The organism is Actinoallomurus acanthiterrae, from assembly GCF_054775715.1.
Genome location: NZ_BAAHCO010000001.1, coordinates 7,356,037 through 7,374,058, shown reverse-complemented (window position 1 = coordinate 7,374,058; position 18,022 = coordinate 7,356,037). Strand labels below are relative to the sequence as shown.

The 18,022-nt window shown below is 70.5% G+C and carries 18 protein-coding genes; 15 read left to right on the top strand and 3 right to left on the bottom strand.

What is annotated here, in order from left to right; all coding sequences use genetic code 11:
- The first annotated feature begins 61 nt into the window (after positions 1–61).
- The 9 genes from ACYVF7_RS34770 to ACYVF7_RS34730 all read left to right on the top strand — a co-directional run bounded on the left by ACYVF7_RS34770 (position 62) and on the right by ACYVF7_RS34730 (position 8,602).
- Entirely contained in the window at positions 62–271 is a 210-nt protein-coding gene (locus ACYVF7_RS34770; protein WP_360879454.1) for a ubiquitin-like protein Pup, read from the top strand.
- 130 nt (positions 272–401) lie between these two features.
- Positions 402–1,487, top strand: coding sequence for an endonuclease VII domain-containing protein (locus ACYVF7_RS34765; RefSeq protein WP_460349056.1), 1,086 nt, complete (start codon positions 402–404; stop codon positions 1,485–1,487).
- Between the two features lie 168 nt (positions 1,488–1,655).
- Positions 1,656–2,459, top strand: a complete 804-nt coding sequence (gene prcB / locus ACYVF7_RS34760) for a proteasome subunit beta (protein ID WP_460358275.1) — start codon at positions 1,656–1,658, stop codon at positions 2,457–2,459.
- A 49-nt stretch (positions 2,460–2,508) separates the two neighbouring features.
- The gene (gene prcA, locus ACYVF7_RS34755) at positions 2,509–3,249 is read left to right on the top strand and encodes a proteasome subunit alpha (protein ID WP_460358273.1); all 741 of its coding nucleotides are present in this window, start codon (positions 2,509–2,511) and stop codon (positions 3,247–3,249) included.
- A 255-nt stretch (positions 3,250–3,504) separates the two neighbouring features.
- Positions 3,505–4,863 carry a Pup--protein ligase gene (gene pafA / locus ACYVF7_RS34750; RefSeq protein WP_345436671.1) on the top strand — a complete coding sequence of 453 codons (1,359 nt, stop codon included), beginning with the start codon at positions 3,505–3,507 and terminating at the stop codon, positions 4,861–4,863.
- An 85-nt stretch (positions 4,864–4,948) separates the two neighbouring features.
- A complete protein-coding gene (locus ACYVF7_RS34745; RefSeq protein WP_460349052.1) occupies positions 4,949–6,304 on the top strand; it encodes an FKBP-type peptidyl-prolyl cis-trans isomerase in 1,356 nt (451 codons plus the stop codon).
- A gap of 25 nt (positions 6,305–6,329) precedes the next feature.
- Positions 6,330–7,238 carry an FKBP-type peptidyl-prolyl cis-trans isomerase gene (locus ACYVF7_RS34740; protein WP_460349050.1) on the top strand — a complete coding sequence of 303 codons (909 nt, stop codon included), beginning with the start codon at positions 6,330–6,332 and terminating at the stop codon, positions 7,236–7,238.
- Positions 7,239–7,306: 68 nt separating this feature from the next.
- Complete coding sequence (locus ACYVF7_RS34735) at positions 7,307–8,104, top strand: helix-turn-helix transcriptional regulator (protein ID WP_460349048.1); 798 nt, start codon at positions 7,307–7,309, stop codon at positions 8,102–8,104.
- 33 nt (positions 8,105–8,137) lie between these two features.
- Complete coding sequence (locus ACYVF7_RS34730; protein WP_460349046.1) at positions 8,138–8,602, top strand: DUF3291 domain-containing protein; 465 nt, start codon at positions 8,138–8,140, stop codon at positions 8,600–8,602.
- A 71-nt stretch (positions 8,603–8,673) separates the two neighbouring features.
- Here the strand turns inward: ACYVF7_RS34730 and ACYVF7_RS34725 are convergent, their stop codons facing one another.
- Positions 8,674–9,156, bottom strand: a complete 483-nt coding sequence (locus ACYVF7_RS34725; RefSeq protein ID WP_460349044.1) for a hypothetical protein — start codon at positions 9,154–9,156, stop codon at positions 8,674–8,676.
- 182 nt (positions 9,157–9,338) lie between these two features.
- Entirely contained in the window at positions 9,339–10,409 is a 1,071-nt protein-coding gene (locus ACYVF7_RS34720) for a DUF3866 family protein (protein ID WP_460349042.1), read from the bottom strand.
- Between the two features lie 50 nt (positions 10,410–10,459).
- On the opposite strand from ACYVF7_RS34720, the gene ACYVF7_RS34715 reads away from it, so the two are divergent.
- From ACYVF7_RS34715 to ACYVF7_RS34690, 6 genes are all read left to right on the top strand, one after another.
- Positions 10,460–11,404 carry a helix-turn-helix transcriptional regulator gene (locus ACYVF7_RS34715; protein ID WP_460349040.1) on the top strand — a complete coding sequence of 315 codons (945 nt, stop codon included), beginning with the start codon at positions 10,460–10,462 and terminating at the stop codon, positions 11,402–11,404.
- Entirely contained in the window at positions 11,401–12,342 is a 942-nt protein-coding gene (locus ACYVF7_RS34710) for a helix-turn-helix transcriptional regulator (protein ID WP_460349038.1), read from the top strand. The genes ACYVF7_RS34715 and ACYVF7_RS34710 overlap by 4 nt, the downstream gene beginning before the upstream one ends.
- A 66-nt stretch (positions 12,343–12,408) precedes the next feature.
- A complete protein-coding gene (locus ACYVF7_RS34705; RefSeq protein WP_360879995.1) occupies positions 12,409–12,588 on the top strand; it encodes a hypothetical protein in 180 nt (59 codons plus the stop codon).
- Positions 12,589–12,648: 60 nt separating this feature from the next.
- Positions 12,649–12,981, top strand: coding sequence for a Sec-independent protein translocase subunit TatA (tatA, locus tag ACYVF7_RS34700; RefSeq protein WP_460349035.1), 333 nt, complete (start codon positions 12,649–12,651; stop codon positions 12,979–12,981).
- A 22-nt stretch (positions 12,982–13,003) separates the two neighbouring features.
- Complete coding sequence (gene tatC, locus ACYVF7_RS34695; protein WP_460349033.1) at positions 13,004–13,858, top strand: twin-arginine translocase subunit TatC; 855 nt, start codon at positions 13,004–13,006, stop codon at positions 13,856–13,858.
- Positions 13,859–13,923: 65 nt separating this feature from the next.
- Complete coding sequence (locus ACYVF7_RS34690; protein WP_460349031.1) at positions 13,924–16,647, top strand: DEAD/DEAH box helicase; 2,724 nt, start codon at positions 13,924–13,926, stop codon at positions 16,645–16,647.
- A gap of 39 nt (positions 16,648–16,686) precedes the next feature.
- Here the strand turns inward: ACYVF7_RS34690 and ACYVF7_RS34685 are convergent, their stop codons facing one another.
- Positions 16,687–18,003, bottom strand: a complete 1,317-nt coding sequence (locus tag ACYVF7_RS34685; RefSeq protein ID WP_460349029.1) for an extracellular solute-binding protein — start codon at positions 18,001–18,003, stop codon at positions 16,687–16,689.
- Positions 18,004–18,022: the final 19 nt, after the last annotated feature.

Below are 18,022 nucleotides of genomic sequence, written 5' to 3'. Positions count from 1 at the left end.
CCACTCCATGTCGGCGGGCGACGATAGAGTCAAGGTCTCGGCACGAACGGGAGGATCACTCATGGCAACGAGGGACACTGGCGGTCAGAAGCAGACGACCCGGCGCGAGGAAGAGGTCGACGAGACCCAGGCCGCGCCCAGCGAGGACGTCCAGGAACGCCAGGAGAAACTGACCGACGACGTCGACGCAATTCTGGACGAAATCGACGAAGTTCTCGAAGAGAACGCAGAGGAATTTGTCCGTTCATACGTACAAAAGGGCGGCCAGTGAGGATATGTCCGATTTAATCCCTCCGGACAAAAGATGCAAAGACTGCGGAGAGGTTAAACCGGCGTCAGAGTTCTGGCGCCGGAAGCAGTCACCCGACGGGCTCGCCCTGTACTGCAAAGAGTGCTTCGGCTTGCGCAACGCCGCCGCTTATCGAAAGAAGCAGGCGGCGGAAGGGAAGTCGGCGCGCGAATATCGACGCCATTCGGCAGTTCCGGGTGGCATGAAATACTGTCCGCAATGCGAAGAGACAAAACCGGTCTCTGAGTTTGGTCGTAATCGATCCACCTCGACGGGTCTGACTGCATACTGCAAGCCGTGCCACAACCAGATCATGGCCGAGATCAAGGCCAACAAGCACGGCAGTGTGCGCAGCTATCACCTCAAGCGTCGATACGGGCTGACCGAGCAAGAGGTCGAGGAGCTTTCGAGGAGGCACGGGGACCTCTGCCTCATCTGCCTGCACCGTCGTTCATTGCACGTCGATCACGACCATGCCACGGGAGAGGTCCGGGGCATGCTCTGCTTCAGCTGCAATGGTGCACTCGGCCAGTTCAAGGACGATCCCACAGTGATGCGGCGCGCCGTGGACTATCTCGAGTGCAGGCTGGGGGAGCCGTATCAGCCGAAACGGGTGTCACGCCGCTCGCGAGGAGACGCGAAGAGCCGTCGCCACTACCGGCTGACGCAGCGGTATGGAATCGGTGCGGACGAGGTCGAGCGGCTGATCGAACGGCAGGGCGGCGTCTGCCCGATCTGCCGTACGGCGGCCGCCGTGCATGTCGATCACGATCACGTCACCAGTGACGTACGGGGGATCCTGTGCGCCGACTGCAATACGGGGATGGGGCAGCTCCGGGACGATCCGTGGGTGGTGCGCAGGGCGATCGAGTACCTCACCGGTGGGTTGTCGGGGCTGCTGCTGACCGAGGACGGCGGCTACGAGGTGGCAGTCGTACGGCCGCGACGGTCCGGTGAGATGGTCGATCCCGGCTGGGAGCTGGGGCGGGCCTGCACGGACGATCTCGCGCTGCTGCACGCCATGGCCGAGGGGGACTCCGTGGACCCCTGGGAGACGGACGTGACGGTCGCGAGTGCGGAGCCGGCCGAGTTGTGGTTTCCCGCTCTGGATCTGAGTGATCCGGGGTTTCCCGATCTCGAGGCGTTGCCGCGGGAGCCGCTGGGGCCGCCGGAGTATGTCTTGACGTCCGCTGACTGAGGGAGTCGGGTTCGCCCTGGGCGGACGAGGGCAGGGATCACGCGGAATGCGCCTGACGTCGCAGTGACAGTAGGGTCTGAGTTGCGGAGGCGCATCGCATCCGTTGCCTTTGGAAGGAGTCGTGTGACGTCGCAAGGTTCCGCGCCGGGGCGTCTGCCGGGCGCGTTCATGAGCCAGGGCCCCCCGTCGTTCACCGAGTTCCTGTCGTCGTACTCGCCGGGGATGCTGCCGGGCGCGCGCGAGCTTCCGGCGGGGGTGTCGGCCGGGGATCAGATCCCGCACGGTACGACGATCGTCGCGATCACGTTCCCGGGCGGGGTGGTGATGGCGGGCGACCGGCGGGCGACCGCGGGGAATGTGATCGCTCAGCGGGACATCGAGAAGGTCTACCGCGCCGACGAGTACTCCGCCGTCGCGATCGCGGGCACCGCGGGCATCGGTCTCGAGGTGGTGCGCCTGTTCCAGGTCGAGCTGGAGCACTACGAGAAGATGGAGGGCCGTACGCTCTCGCTGGAGGGCAAGGCCAACCGGCTGGCCACGATGGTCCGGGGCAACCTCGGCATGGCCCTGCAGGGGCTGGTGGTCGTGCCGTTGTTCGCCGGCTACGACGAGGACCGGGACCAGGGCCGGATCTTCAGCTACGACCCGGCCGGCGGGCGTTATGAGGAGCACGAGTTCTACAGCATCGGCTCGGGGTCGGTGTTCGCCAAGGGTGCGCTGAAGAAGCTGTTCCAGCGGGACCTGGCGGAGGAGGACGCGGTGATCGCCTCCCTCCAGGCGCTGTACGACGCGGCGGACGACGATTCGGCCACCGGCGGACCGGATCTGGCGCGCCGCATCTTCCCGGTGGTCGCCGTGGTCACCGCCGACGGGTACCGGCGGATGCCGGACGAGGAGGTCGGTGGTCTGGCGGAGCGGGTCGTCGAGGGGCGGATGCAATCGCCCGGCGGGCCGTCGGCTCCGCTGCTGTAACGTCCGCGATCGAGTACTGAACGAGTAGTAAGGAACGCCACCGGTGTCCATGCCGTTCTACGTGTCGCCCGAACAGCAGATGAAGGACAAGGCCGACTACGCGCGTAAGGGCATCGCGCGCGGCCGCAGCGTCGTCGTGCTGCAGTACGACGACGGCATCCTGTTCGTGGCCGACAATCCGTCCCGTGCGCTGCACAAGATCAGTGAGATCTACGACCGGATGGCGTTCGCCGCGGTCGGCAAGTACAACGAGTTCGAGAACCTCCGTCAGGCCGGTGTGCGCTACGCCGACGTCAACGGGTACATGTACGACCGCCGTGACGTGACCGCGCGGGGCCTGGCGAACGCGTACGCGACGACGCTGGGCACGGTGTTCACCGAGATGAACAAGCCGTACGAGGTGGAGCTGGTCGTCGCGGAGCTGGGTGAGGACGCCGCCTCGGACCAGATCTACCGGCTGACCTTCGACGGGTCGGTCGCCGATGAGCGCGGTTATGTCGCGATGGGCGGGCAGGCCGACCAGGTCGCGGCGGCGCTGCAGGAGCACTTCGAGGAGGAGCTCACGCTGGCGCGGGCGCTTCGGCTGGGGGTGCGGGCGCTGGAGCGGCAGGACGCCGACCGGCACCTGGAGGCCGAGCAGCTGGAGGTCGCGGTGCTGGACCGGAATCGGACGCACCGGCTGTTCCGGCGGCTGCCGGCGGCGCGGATCCGGGCGCTGCTGGAGGAGGCCGAGTCCGCCGCGGAGCAGGGCGAGTCGGGTTCCGAGGCGGAGGACAGCGCCGCGGAGTGACGTGACGCCGCCCGTCGTGCCCTTCGGGGCGCGGCGGGCGCTGTCCCTTTTATTGATCTACAACGTAAAGATCGTGGCCGGTGGTGTTCATCGTTGTGCCTGGCCACGGGCCTGTAGGCGGTGCTCCAGCCCGCCGTGGGACGGCCTTGGCGAGCCCGCCGAGCGTCGTCCGCCGGTGGGGACCGTCGCAACCGTCACGTCATCCCCTCCGCGATCTCTACCGTCGGCGGCCCTCGGACGCATAGCCTTGCGGATGTGGATAGGCGCATCTTCGGGTTGGAGAACGAGTACGGCGTAACGTGCACCTTCCGAGGGCAGCGGCGGTTGTCACCCGACGAGGTGGCGCGGTACCTGTTCCGCAGAGTGGTGTCGTGGGGCCGTAGCAGCAACGTGTTCCTGCGCAATGGGGCACGGCTGTACCTCGATGTCGGCAGTCATCCTGAGTACGCGACGCCCGAGTGTGACAGCGTCGACGAGCTCGTCGTACACGACAAGGCGGGGGAGCGGATCCTTGAGGGTCTGCTCGTCGACGCCGAGCGGCGTCTCCGCGAGGAGGGCATCGCGGGTGACATCTACCTTTTCAAGAACAACACCGATTCGGCCGGCAACTCCTATGGCTGCCACGAGAACTACCTCGTCGGGCGGCACGGCGAGTTCGGCCGGCTGGCCGACGTGCTGATCCCGTTCCTCGTCACCCGGCAGATCATCTGCGGCGCCGGCAAGGTGCTGCAGACTCCCCGGGGCGCGGTGTACTGCGTGAGCCAGCGCGCCGAGCACATCTGGGAGGGCGTGTCGTCGGCGACGACACGGTCGCGGCCGATCATCAACACCCGGGACGAGCCGCACGCGGACGCCGAGCGGTTCCGCCGGCTGCACGTCATCGTCGGCGACTCGAACATGAGCGAGACGACGATGCTGCTCAAGGTCGGCGCGACGGACCTGGTGCTGCGCATGGTCGAGGCCGGGGTCGTGATGCGTGACCTGACGCTGGAGAACCCCATCCGGGCGATCCGGGAGGTCAGCCACGACATGACCGGCCGGCGGAAGGTTCGCCTGGCCAACGGCCGGGAGGCCAGCTCGCTGGAGATCCAGAAGGAGTACCTCGACAAGGCGCGGGAGTTCATCGACCGGCGCGGCGCGGATCCGGTGGTGCTGCGGGTGCTCGACCTGTGGGAGCGGACCGTGCGCGCGGTCGAGACGGGTGATCTGGACCTGGTCGCCCGCGAGATCGACTGGGTGACGAAGTTCCAGCTCATCGAGCGGTATCGGCGCAAGTACGACCTGCCGCTGAGCTCGCCGCGGGTGGCACAGCTCGACCTGGCCTACCACGACGTGCACCGCGGCCGCGGCCTGTACTACCTGCTGGAGCGCAAGGGCGCCGTCGAGCGGGTGGCCCGGGACCTGGACATCTTCCAGGCCAAGTCGGTGCCGCCGCAGACGACGCGGGCGCGGCTGCGCGGGGAGTTCATCCGCAAGGCGCAGGAGAAACGGCGGGACTTCACGGTCGACTGGGTGCACCTGAAGCTGAACGACCAGGCACAGCGGACGGTGCTGTGCAAGGACCCATTCCGGTCGGTCGATGACCGCGTCGACAAGCTGATCGCGGGAATGTAGCGGCGATCTCACGCTACCTTTAGATGCCCGCTGACAGGGTGGGTACCTTGTCGCGATAGTCGTCGACCCGCGAACGGTGGAGAAGATGTCTGAAGTCAAAGGCCGCGCGCAGACGCGTACGGACGAGCCGCAGGACGCCGAGGGGGCGGACGCCCCGGCGGCGGACGCGCCGGCGGGCGGCGAGCCCGGAGCCGCCGAGCGGCCCGAGACTGAGGAAGCGCGCGCGGAGGCCGAGGAGCCGCAGGACACCGTGGGCGAGTCCGAGGAGGCCGCTGAGGACGCCGAGGCGGCCGCCTCCGGCTCCGAGGCCGCCGACGCGACCGACACCGACTCGGGCGAGGACGACGCGGACGACGAGCCGAAGAGCCGGTTCGCGCATCCGGACCCGATCAAGCTGAGGATGCCGGCGGCCCAGGAGATCACCCAGACGGACTTCCAGCCGCACGCGCTGGGCGCCAAGGGCCGTGGCGCGCCGCGCTCGGGCACTCGCGCGCAGGCGAAGCGGCGCAGGATCCTGTTCGTGACGGCAGCCGTGGTGCTCGTCGGGCTGGCGACCGGCGCGGCGGTCTGGTACGAGACGCTCCCGGCGCCGGCGGCGAAGGCCACGGGTGCGTTCGGCAAGGCGCTGACGATCAAGGTGCCGAAGGACAAGCCGAGTGCGAAGCGGCAGGTCGTGGAGGCCGTCCGCGGGTCGGGCGCCGCCGTGGCCAACGGCGACCTGGTGGTCGCCCAGCTGGTCGCCTACAAGTGGGCGGCCAAGGGCGGCGGCAAGGAGCTGCTGAACACCTACACGAAGAAGCAGCCGATCGTCGGGCAGTCGGGCCAGCTGACCGGCCTGTCCCCGCTCGACAAGGCCCTGGTCGGCCGCAAGGCGGGCACGCGTCTGGTGATGACCCTGCCGTACCAGGAGGTCGGCGACCAGATCGCCCAGTCGCTGCAGCTCGCCAAGACCGACGACGTCGTCGTCGCGGTCGACCTGCTGAACGCCTACGGCAAGACCTCGTCGGCGCAGGGCACGCCGCAGAAGGTCGACGATCCCAAGCTGCCGACGGTGACCGCCGGAGCGGCCGGCACCGCCCCGACGGTCAAGATCCCGTCCACGGGCGCGCCCGACAAGCTCCAGGTCAAGACCCTGATCCAGGGCAACGGCCCGGTGGTGCAGAAGGGCCAGACGCTGATCGCGCAGTACCACGGCGTGCTGTGGCGCAACGGGCAGGTCTTCGACTCGTCCTGGAAGCGCGGCGCGCCGGCGTCGTTCCCGATCGGCGTCAAGCAGGTCATCCCGGGCTGGGACACCGGTCTGGTCGGCGTGAAGGCCGGCAGCCGGGTCCTGCTCGTCGTGCCGCCGAACGACGGGTACGGCAAGCAGGGCTCCCCGCAGGGCGGCATCAAGGGCACCGACACGCTGGTGTTCGTCGTCGACGTCCTCGGCTCGTACTGATCGCCTGGTGTCCGGAGGTTCGCGCATGCGGCGGGTTGCCGCACTGGCGGTGCTTCCCCTCGCCGCCGTCACGGCGTGCAGTGGGGGCGACCTGCCCGACGGCCTGAAGGTCGCCGGTGTCGTGGGCCGGCAGCCGACGGTGACGATCCCGGGGTCGTCACCGTCGGGGAAGCTGAAGGTCGAGACGCTGCGCAAGGGCAAGGGCCCGGAGGTGACCGACGGTGACCTCGTGGTCGCCAACTACGTCGGGTACCGCTGGAACGGCGGCGACCACAAGCTGGTCGCCAGCAGCTACGACGCCGGGCGGCCGGCGATGTTCCCGTACGGCCGCCTGGTCACCGGCCTGAACAAGGCCCTCGAGGGCCAGCGGCCGGGCGGCCGGGTGCTGGCGGTCATCCCGCCGAACCAGGGTTATGGCGCGGGCGGGTACTCGCCGTGGCAGATCGGTGCGAACGACTCCATGGTCTTCGTGCTCGACGTGATCGCGACGTATCACAACGGCGCGAGCGCGCAGGGGCAGGCGCAGTTGCAGAACGACCCGGCGATGCCGCAGGTGACGCCGGGGACGACGCCGAAGATGAAGATCCCGTCGACGGCGCCGCCGGGGCGGCTGCGGATCCGGACGATCATCCAGGGGAGCGGTCCGCCGGTCCAGGCGCACCAGCTCGTCGTCTTCCACGATCTCGGGCAGGTCTGGCGGACGGGCAAGGTGTTCGAGGACTCGCGGGGCCGGGGACGCCCGGACTCGGTGGTGGCCGGAGCCGGTCAGATGATCAGTGGCTGGGACCGTGCCGTGGTCGGGCAGCGGGTCGGCAGCCGCGTGCTCGTCGTCATCCCCTCGAAGGACGGCTACGGCGCGAAGGGACACGCCGCCTCCGGGATCACGAAGAACGACACCCTGGCCTTCGTCATCGACGTCCTCGCGGCGTACTGACCTTCCGGGCGCGAGGCGGCCGCCGTCCGATGGGCGGGAGCGTTCCGCGCCGTCCCTAGACTCGGCGTGTGGACGACGTCGAGGCCATCGCGGCCCTGCAGGACCCGGTACGCCGGAGGCTCTACGAGTACGTGGCCGGGCAGGATCACGAGGTGGGCCGGGCGGAGGCCGCGGACGCCGCCGGCATCCAGCGCACCCTGGCCGCCTTCCACCTCGACCGGCTGACCGACGTGGGGCTGCTGGAGGCGGTGTACCGGCGGCCCGCCGGGCGCACCGGCCCGGGGGCCGGGCGTCCCGCGAAGCTGTACCGGCGTTCGGCGGCGGAGCGGGTGGTGAGCGTGCCGCCGCGCGACTACCGTGCCGCGGCCGAGTTGCTCGCCGAAGTCGTGGAGACGGTCGGCGGCGAGGAGGTCCTGGAACGGCTGGCGCGGGCCCACGGCCGGTCCGCCGGAGCCGCGCGGCCCGATGCCGTACGAGCCGTGGAGCCGCCCGCGACGGCCCGTGCCGAGGAGCCGCCCGGGATCGTACGAGCCGAAGCGGCCGCCGGGACCGCGCACGCCGGCGGGGCGGCCGAGAACGGCGCGGGCGTGGCTCCGTGCGGGGCCGGGAACGAGGTGGGCGACCGGGTGGAGGCCGCGCTGGCGGCCCGGGGCTATGAGCCGTACCGCGAGGGCGGGCAGGTGCGCCTGCGCAACTGCCCGTTCCACGCGCTGGCGGTGGAGTTCCCGCCTCTCGTCTGCGGGATGAACCTGGCGCTGCTGGAGGGCCTCCTGGAGGGCCTGGGACCGACCGGGACGGTGGCACGTATGGATCCGCGGCCGGGGGAGTGCTGTGTGGTGCTGGATTCTAAAAACAATGACAGTTGACATAGAGCCGCGAGCGATGGTCTGCTGGCGACCATGACCGACCACCATCTGGCCGAGTTCAACGTCGGCCACCTCCACACGCCCCTCGACGCTCCGGCGATGGCCGAGTTCCTGGCCCTCTTCGAGCCCATCAACGCCCTGGCCGACTCGGTGCCCGGGTTCGTCTGGCGGCTGACCGGCGGCGAGGCCGACGACGCGACGAGCATCCGGCCCTACGGGGACGATGTGATCATCAACTTCTCGGTGTGGGAGTCGCGTGAGGCTTTGTGGGACTTCACCTACCGGTCGGCCCACCTCGACCTGCTGCGGCGGCGCCGCGAGTGGTTCCTGCGCATGGCGGAGCCGTACATCGTGCTGTGGTGGGTCCCGGCGGGCCGGATCCCGTCGGTGGAGGAGGCGCGGGAGCGGCTCGAGCGGGTGCGCCGTGACGGTCCCGGGCCGGAGGCGTTCACGTTCCGGCAGATGTACGACCCGGTCGGCGACCTCGTCAAAGCTTGATCTACGGGGTAAAGGCCGTCACCAAAGGCGCCGGAGCGTCCGCTCCGGCGCCTTTGTGCTCCGTTGCCGTTTCACCATCCATGGGAAATGCCAACGTTGGTGCTGGTATGACTGAACCCGAAATCGCTCGACACCACATTGACGTTCCGGTTCACATTCCCTCCGAAGCCGCCGCCCCCGAAGCCACCGGACCTGAAGCCGCCGAACCCGAAGTCGTGGAAGCCCGCACGATGGAAGCCTCCGTTGTGGAAGCCGAATTCGCCTCCGAAGTGCCGGAAGCGATGATGCGGGAAGAACGGGAAGAAGCGGTGATGATGCCGGAAGTGATGGTGACGGAAGTGGTGGTGACGGAAGTGGTGATGGTGCCGGAAGTGGCGGTGCCGCCACCACCAGCCGTCGCCGTACGGTGCGCTCGCGCTCACCTGGGCCGCGACGGTGCTGACGTGCGTCGGAGCCGCGATGCTCTGGGCGGACGCGGGCGAGGTCATGAAGAGCGTGCCGGCCGTCGTGGCGATCGCCGCCAGGCCGACAGAGGCGCTGGTCCTGCTGGGCACGGTGTTCTCCTCGCTGCCGGAAAAGCGGGAAGGCCGGTACGGATATGCTCCTTTCCTGCGACATGGCCTTCGACTTCCAGCATCCTCCGGCGTTGTACCGGTAAAACAATCAAACGGTAATGAGGAGGACATTTCCGTGCGGCTTGGGCGATTCTCGACTTAGGATCTATGCCATAAAGGCGTCACCTTAGGAGATTTGCGACATGGCGGCCGGCGGCGGCCACGGCCAGGAACCCCGCGCGGTCCTCGTCCAGGCCCCGGCCCATGGTCGACACCCGCACCGGCGAGTCGCGCACCGCCTCGTCGAGGCCGTCCACGGGCACGGTGACGAGCTCGTGCCGCTCGCCGAGCGGCTTCGCCTCGGCCCGTACCCGCTCTCCGAACGCGCCCGGCAGATCCGGCACGACCACCTGAGCCCGCGCCAGCGCGACGCGGCCGTAGGCGGTCAGGCTGTGGTGGGAGATCCCTCGGTGGCGCTCACGGGCGTCCGCCTCGCTGACCCGCAGGGACGCCACGGGGCGGCCCGCCAGGACGGAGGCGGCGTTCACCGCCTCGCCCGCCGACACGCCCGAGAAGCCCCACCGCGTGCCCGTGCCGAGGTTGCCGGGACCCTGCGCGACGATCGCCACCTCGGCGTCCAGGACCAGCCGCGCGGCGAGCAGGCCGGTGTGCAGCGTCACGGCCTCCAGGTCCCCGCCGAACGCCTGGCCGACGGTCACCGTCGCGGCCAGCGCCCCGGCCTCGCGCAGCGCCGCGATCGTCCGGGAGAACCAGGCGGGCAGCGCGCCGCCGTCCGGCATGACGTAGACGACGCGGGTGCCGGGGCGGTCCAGGTGTAGTCCCGCGATGATCGCCGGCAGCGCCGAGTGCAGGTCGGCGACGACGACCGGCATGCCGCCGACCGACTCGGCGTCGCGCAGAACCTCGTGGTGCGCGGAGTCCTGCTCGTCCGCGCCGAGCACCGTGGCCTGCAGAGGGGTGTAACGTGCCTTGACCAGATGGCCTGGACCGGACGGATCGGGCGGGAAACGGTCGGGTACCGCCACCACCATCGCGTACCCTCCGGTGCCAAGCCCCATCGCGAGCGCCGTCGTGTTCAGCAGCACGACGTCGCCTGGACGGGGCCGTCCCACCAGCGCCGGATAGGCCAGGGCGCGTGCTTCGCCGTCGTCGTCGATGGTTACGTCGAGTTCGACCGCTCCGGGCCATTCGCGGCGTATCTTGACAACCGTGCCTTTGCGCCATCGGATCACCCGCCAACGGTAGCGTCGGAGGCCACGGGGACGGGCCAGAAGGAGTGACGATGTCGCGCCGCAAGACCGAGCGGCTGCTCAATCTCGTGGTGTGCCTGCTGGCCACCCGGCGGTACCTCACCGCGGAGCAGATCCGCCAGGCCGTGCCGGGCTATCCCGGCGGGGACGAGGCGTTCAAGCGCATGTTCGAGCGCGACAAGGAGGAGCTGCGCGAGCTCGGCATCCCCTTGGAGATGGGCAGCGACGGCGACGAGGAGGCCGGCTACCGCATCCAGCGCCAGGCGTACGAACTGCCGGAGCTCCAGTTCGCCCGCGACGAGGCCGCCGTGCTCGGGCTGGCCGCCCGGGTCTGGCAGCGGGCCAGCCTCGCCGAGGCGGCCTCCGGGGCCCTGCTGAAGCTGCGCGCGGCCGGCATCGACACCGACGAGGCCGCCTCCCTCGGCGTCGAGCCCAGGGTCGGCGCCGACGAGCCCGCCTTCCCGGCGCTGTGGCGGGCCGTCCGCGACCGCCTGCCCGTCACGTTCGAGTACCAGGGCGTCGGGCGCAGCGGCCCGCAGCGGCGGCACCTGGAGCCGTGGGGCGTGGTCAGCAGGCGCGGCCGCTGGTACGTCGCCGGCCATGACCGGGACCGCGGGGAGACCCGGGTGTTCCGGCTCAGCCGCATCAGGGGCGAGGTCGTCGCCGACGGCCCCGCCGGTGAGGTGACGGTCCCGGAGGGCATCGACCTGCGGGAGGTCGTCACCTCGATGGGCGGCCCGGTGCCGGGGCGGCGCACGGCCACCGTACGGCTGCGGCGCGGCGCGGCGGACGGCATCCGGCGCTGGGCGGCGAACATCCGCCGCGACGACGACGAATGGGATCTGGCCGAGCTGACGTTCGCCGAGGTCGAGCGGCTCGCCGACTACCTCGCCGGGTTCGCCGACGACGTCGTGGTCGTCGACCCGCCCGACGTACGTGACGCGATGATCCAGCACCTGAAGGCGGTGTGCCAGTGAGCTCCTCGGAACGACTGCGGCGGCTGCTGGCGCTGGTCCCGTACGTCATCAACCGCAGCTCGGTCAGTGTCGAGGAGGCCGCCGCGGCCTTCGGCGTGACCGAGAAGCAGATCATCGACGACCTCAACCTGCTGTGGTGCGTCGAGCTGCGCGCGCCCGACCCGTACTGCCCGATCGACCTGTCCTACGAGGGCGGCGAGATCGTGGTGTGCGAGGCGGAGTCGATCAGCCGGCCGCTGCGGCTCGACGTCGACGAGGCCGCCGCCCTGCTGGTCGCGCTGCGCACGATCGCCGAGATCCCCGAGCACGGCGACGCCGTGAGCCGGGTGATCGCCAAGCTGGAGGAGGCGGCGGGCGCCGCCGCCCGGCCGAGCAGCCAGGTCGCCGTTCAGCTGGACGTCAACCCGGACATCCTGGTCCAGGTGCGGTCGGGGCTGGACCAGGGGCGTCGCCTGCGGATGACCTACTACGTGCCGGGCCGGGACGAGAACACCGTGCGCGACGTGGACCCGATGCGGCTGCTCATCGTCGACGGCTGGTCCTACCTGGAGGGCTGGTGCCGCCGCGCCGAGGCGGTGCGCCTGTTCCGCCTGGACCGCATCGTGGATCTGCAGGTCCTCGACGTTCCCGGGAGCATCCCGGACGAGGCCGAGCCGCTCGACCTGGACGACGGGCTGTTCCGCCCCTCGCCCGAGGACGTGCGGGTGACCTTCGAGCTGTCCTCGGCCGGGCGCTGGGTCGCCGACCACTACCCGTGCGAGAGCGTCACCGAGCTCGGGGAGGGCCGGGTCCGCGTCGTCCTGCGCACCCGGGACGTCCGCTGGGTGCGGCGCCTGGCGCTGCGGCTGGCGGGCACCGGCCGGATCGCCGAGCCCGCCGACCTGGCCGCCCAGGTCCGTGAGGACGCCGCCCGCGCCCTCAAGCTCTACGACACCTGAACACACGACTCGAACACACGTCTTCTGCCGACCGTGGAGATTCGCTAGTGTCGGCCTGTGCCGTGGATGATGCTTTACGTCGCGCTGGCCTTCGCCGGGCTGGTCGTTCTCGGCGGCTGCGCGATCAAAGTTTCGCTCGCGGTGCGCGGTCTCGGCCGTGAACTACGGCGGACCAGGGAGCGTCTGGAGCCGGAACACGCGAAACTCGCCCGTGAGATGCGACGTCTTGAAGGGGCGGGGGAGTGAGACATCCGGCCCGACAGCGTACGATCGGGTGAGAAAGAACCACTGCTGAAGAGGACTGACATGGATCTTGGCCCGTGGGAAATCGCGATCATCGCGGTCGTCATCCTGGTGCTGTTCGGTTCTGCCAAGCTGCCCCAGGCCGCCCGTTCGCTCGGCCGGTCGATGCGCATCTTCAAGTCCGAGACCAAGGGCCTGATCAGCGACGACGACGACGAGCCGCGCCCGCAGTCGCAGCCGCAGGACGCGCGTGCCCAGGCGGCACGGCTCCGGGAGCAGGCGGCGCTGCTGGAGCAGCAGGCCGGCCAGCAGCCGCAGCTGAACCGTCCGGCTGAGGACGGCACCACGATCAGCGGCATGCCGCTGTCCCAGACGGAGCACGGCAAGAAGTCCTGACCGACCGCCACAATTAGGGACCATGACGACCAAGCCGTCGCGGACTGCGAACCCTGATGGGCGCATGCCCCTCATCGAGCACATCCGCGAACTCCGCAGCCGCCTGCTCAAGGCCCTGTTGGCCATTCTCGTGGGCACCGGCATCGGGCTGTGGCAATTCGACCGTGTGTGGAGCTTCCTCCAGCAGCCGTACTGCCAGATTCCCCAGGAGAATCGCCTGGGCAAGGGCTGTGGCTTGGTCGTCAACGGCCTGACCGAGGGCTTCTTCCTCAACCTGAAGATCTCGCTGATCGTCGGGGTGGTGCTCGCCTCGCCGGTCTGGCTCTACCAGATCTGGGCGTTCGTCGCTCCGGGGCTGTACCAGCGCGAGCGTCGCTGGACCTACATCTTCGTGGTCGCCTCGGTGCCGCTGTTCGCCGGCGGCGCGGTGCTGGCCTACGTGACGCTCGACAAGGGACTGGGCATCCTGCTCTCGTTCGTCCCGCACGGCACCACGTCGCTGGTCACCGTGACGAGCTACCTCGGCTACGCGGTGGCGATGCTCCTGATCTTCGGGGTGACGTTCGAGCTGCCGCTGTTCGTCGTCATCCTGAACCTGGCGGGCGTGCTCACGCACGCGCGCATCAGGAAGTCGCGCCGACTGATCATTTTCGGCCTCTTCGTGTTCGCCGCGGTCGCCACGCCGAGCCAGGACCCGTTCACGATGCTGGCGCTGGCGCTGCCGACCGTCGTGCTGTTCGAGGTCGCCGAGATCATCGCCTACATCCACGACCGGCGTAAGGCCGCCCGGCCCGACCCGTACGCGGACCTGTCCGACGACGAGGCCTCGCCGCTCGACCTGCCGGACGGCGAGATCGAGGACGGCGAGCGCGTCTAGGGCGTGTCCGGTCGATCGCGGGGAGCGCAGCAGTTTCGGTCACCGGTGGTCCGTAGGCTTGACCCATGACCACCCCCGCGGAACGCTACGCCGCGCACCGCCAGCGCATGGCGGTCTTCACGCCCGCACTGACCGACTTCCAAAGCCTGTACGACTTCGACCTGGACTTCTTCCAGGTCGACGCCTGCCGTGCGCTGGAGGACGGCCACGGCGTGCTGGTCGCGGCACCCACCGGGTCGGGCAAGACCGTCGTCGGCGAGTTCGCGGTGCACCTGGCGCTGGCGGGCGGCCAGAAGTGCTTCTACACCACCCCGATCAAGGCGCTGTCGAACCAGAAGTACGCCGACCTCGTACGCCGGTACGGCACCGGGAAGGTCGGCCTGCTCACCGGCGACAACGCCATCAACGGCGAGGCGCCGATCGTCGTCATGACGACCGAGGTCCTGCGCAACATGCTGTACGCCGGGTCGCCGACGCTGTCGGGGCTGGCGTACGTCGTCATGGACGAGGTGCACTATCTCGCCGACCGGTTCCGGGGCGCGGTCTGGGAAGAGGTGATCATTCACCTTCCCGAGTCGGTGCGGCTCGTGGCGCTGTCGGCGACGGTCAGCAACGCCGAGGAGTTCGGCGAGTGGCTGCAGGAGGTCCGCGGTGAGACCACCGTCATCGTGGACGAGGAGCGGCCGGTGCCGCTGTGGCAGCACATGCTGGCCGGCAACCGGCTGTACGACCTGTTCGTCGACGACGACCACACGAAGGTCAACCCGGACCTGCGCCGGTTCGCGCTCGACGACCTGCGGCGCACGAGGATCAACCAGGGCCGCCGCAGCGGCCGCCGGCGCGAACGCCGTCCCGAGCGCTACCGGCCGCCGTCGCGCGCCGACGTCGTCGAGCGGCTGGACCGCGCCGGGCTGCTGCCCGCGATCACCTTCATCTTCAGCCGCGCCGGCTGCGACGCGGCGGTCGAGCAGTGCATGTACTCCGGGCTGCGGCTCACCTCGAAGGAGGAGGCCGAGCAGATCCGAGCGCACGTCGAGGCGCGCACCGCCGACATCCCGCGGGCCGACCTGGACGTCCTCGGCTACGGCACGTGGCTGGCCGGGCTGGAGCGGGGCCTGGCCGCCCACCACGCGGGCATGCTGCCGACGTTCAAGGAGATCGTCGAGGAGCTGTTCACCGAAGGGCTGATCAAGGCGGTCTTCGCGACCGAGACCCTGGCGCTGGGCATCAACATGCCCGCCCGGACCGTCGTGATCGAGCGCCTTGTCAAGTGGAACGGCGAGATGCACGCCGATCTGACCCCCGGCGAGTACACCCAGCTGACCGGGCGGGCCGGGCGGCGCGGCATCGACGTGGAGGGCCACGCCGTCGTCCTGTGGGCGCCCGGCGTCGATCCGGCGTCGGTGGCCGGGCTGGCCGGCACGCGCACCTACCCGCTGAACTCCAGCTTCCGCCCGTCGTACAACATGGCCGTGAACCTCGTCGGCCAGGTCGGCCGCGAACGCGCCCGTACGCTCCTGGAGGAGTCCTTCGCGCAGTTCCAGGCCGACCGTGCCGTCGTCGGGCTCGCCAAGCAGCTGCACCGCAACGAGGAGGCCCTGGAGGGCTATCTGGAGGCGGCGACGTGCGACAAGGGCGACTTCATGGCGTACGCCCGGCTGCGGCAGCGCCTGACCGAGCGCGAGCGGGAGCTTTCCCGGGAGCGGTCGGGCGCGCGGCGGGCGGAGGCCGCGCGCTCCCTGGAGCGCCTGCGTTTCGGGGACGTCATCATGGTCCCGCACGGCCGGTTCGCGGGCGCGGCGGTGGTCCTGGAGCCGGGGGCAGGGAAGCGCTCCGACGACCCGTCCCCGCTGGTCCTCACCATCAACCGGCAGGTCAAGCAGCTGGCCCTGGCCGACTTCCGGGGGCCGGTGGAGCCGGTGGAGCGCCTCAAGATCCCGCAGTGGTTCAACCGCAGGTCGGCGCAGCACCGCCGCGACCTGGCCTCGACGCTGCGCAACAAGACGGCGCACTTCGACAAGCCCCGTCCGCAGAAGCACCCGGACTCCACGCGCGAGGACGCGGAGATCACCGATCTGCGGCGGCGGCTGCGCGAGCACGCCTGCCACGGCTGTGCCGACCGCGAGGACCACGCACGCTGGGCCGAGCGCTACTTCCGGCTGGAGAAGGAGACGGCGGCGCTGCGGCGCCGCGTCGAGGGCCGCTCGCAGGTGATCTCCCGGACCTTCGACCGGGTCTGCGCCGTGCTCGAGCAACTCGGCTACCTCGACGGCGAGCGGGTCACCGACGAGGGCCGCCGCCTCGGGCGCATCTACACCGAGCTGGACCTGCTCACGGCCGAGTCCCTGCGCGCCGGCCTCTTCGACGACCTGGGGCCCGCGCAGCTCGCCGCCGTCGTGTCGGCGCTGGTGTACGAGTCCCGGCAGCCCGAGGACGGGCGGGCGCCCCGCGTGCCGGGCGGACCGGTGCGGGAGGCGCTCACCGAGATGCTCCGGCTGTGGGGTGAGCTGCAGGAGATCGAGAAGGACCATCGGGTCGCGTTCCTGCGCGAGCCGGACCTGGGCTTCGCCTGGGCGGCGCACCGGTGGGCGAGCGGCGATCAGCTGGACGCCGTGCTGGCCGACGCCGACCTGACGGCCGGCGACTTCGTCCGCTGGATGAAGCAGCTCCTGGACATGCTCGGGCAGGTCGCGGACGCCGCCCCGCCCGGCAGCCCGGTGCGCCGCGTCGCAGGCCGGGCCATGGACGCGATCCGGCGCGGCGTCGTGGCCTACTCCTCCGTCGGCTGAGTCCACGGGGGCGGCCGGGGTCCGTACGGTCCGCTCGGCTCAGCCGCACGGCCGGCGCGGGTCGGAGCGGACCGGCCGTCCGGAGTACGCCGCGCGGAGCAGCCGGGCGAAGGCGGCGTAGTCCACGTCTTCGGACTGGAACGCGGCGGCGCGGAAGCAGCGCCGGAAGACCTCGCTGAACACCTGGTAGGCCGGGGTAACCGGGCGGGGACGCGCCTTCGCGATCGCCTGCCGGATCTGGGCGGCGAGCTGGGCGAGGTCGGCCTGGCCGATCTGCTGCTCGCTCGGGGACGACCGGGGGCAGGGCCGGGGCGCCTGGTACGCCGACTCCCGGGTCGGCGCGAACCCTCCGCAGGCGAACAGCTCGGCCTGCGCGTTCCGGTCGGTGAGGAACTCGACGAGACGGCGGGCCTGGTCCTGTTTCTTGGCGTACGCCGAGATGGCGAGGTTCTGGCCGCCGAGCACGCTGGAGCCGGGCAGCGGTGACACCCCGAATCTCAGCCGGGCTCCGGCGCGCATCCGCGGGTCGGCGGCCAGCACCCGGAAGGCGTACGGCCAGTTGCGCATGAAGGCGACCCTGCGGTCCTCGAACTCCTGGATGCTCGAGGCCTCGGTCGCGTCGGCCGCGGTGCGGTCGACGCCCCGCCCCTGGGGAGGCAGCTCGGCGTGGAGGGCCGCCAGCGCGGACCTGATCGGCGTCGCGTACGCGTCGACGACCACCCGGTGGTCGTCGACGACGTCACCGCCGAACCCCCAGATGAGTTCCAGGGCGTTCACGGTGCCGCCCTCGTAGTCCGCGAGCTGAAGGGAGTAGCCGGCCTCGAAGCCGCGCGCGGTGGCCGTTTCGGCGGCCTGGCCGAGCAGGTCGGGCAGGCCCGCAGGCGACTGCCGCCGGGCGTCGTTCCAGTAGTACAGCAGGCCGACGTCGGCGTTGACCGGCAGCGCGTACACCGTGCCGTGCCAGGTCACCGACTGCCGCAGCTCCGGCAGGAAGTCCGGATCCCAGCCGTGCGGCAGCGGGAACGGGACGATCGCCTTCCGCTCGGCGAACTCGGCCGTCCAGGGCGCGTCGAGCTCGAGCACGTCGTAGTCGCAGCCGTGCGCCTCCGAGGTCGCCGCGAGCTGCGCGCGCTGGACGTCGGCGAGGCCGGAGATCTCCACGAGCCGCGCCTGCAGGTCGGGGTCGTCCTGGTGCTGCGCGTTCCACTCCCGGATGAGCGCCTGGCGTTCGCTCGAGGCGCTGACGTCCGTGCCGCCGGCCACCACGAGCCCGGTGTGCCCCGGGCAGGGGGTCCGGCCCGCCGAGTCGCTCCACGGCGCCAGCGGCACCAGGACGGCCAGTAAGCCGAACACCACGCCGGCGAGCGTCGCGGTC